At 44.7% G+C, this 412-nt stretch carries 1 protein-coding gene; it reads right to left on the bottom strand.

Features of this window, described 5'->3' with window-relative positions:
* Positions 1-412, bottom strand: a 412-nt coding sequence (locus C1I98_RS46805; RefSeq protein ID WP_199537613.1) for a CpsD/CapB family tyrosine-protein kinase, incomplete at both ends; no start/stop codon positions are given.

The following is a 412-nucleotide window of genomic DNA, read 5'->3' on the forward strand; positions in this document are numbered from 1 at the left end:
GTTACTACCCAATAGTTCGGCTGGGTTAGGTGGCTTCGGACCACTCGTCATCACGAATAGGTTACCAATGACGGGATGGATTGCATCATTCACATTGTCCATTTGATTAGCCAACCATGAACTTAATCCCTTATGATTTTCAAGCCCGAACGTCGTGTGAATCGTTGGTCGCCGTAAATCAGCATCGACCAATAAAACTTGCATCCCTTCCTTAGCATATTCCACCGCCAAGTTACCACTTACTGTCGATTTGCCCTCGCCAAGCATGGCCGAAGTCACCATCAAAGTTCGTAGCTTATGGTCAGTAGCCGCAAAATTGATATTGGTTCGAATTGTTTTAATCTGTTCAGTAATGACCGACGTGGGTTCATTAATCGTCGTGAGATTAATTGGTGCCGTAGTCGTTATATTC

It is taken from the genome of Spongiactinospora gelatinilytica, assembly GCF_003236385.1.
Lineage (GTDB): Bacteria > Actinomycetota > Actinomycetes > Streptosporangiales > Streptosporangiaceae > Spongiactinospora > Spongiactinospora gelatinilytica.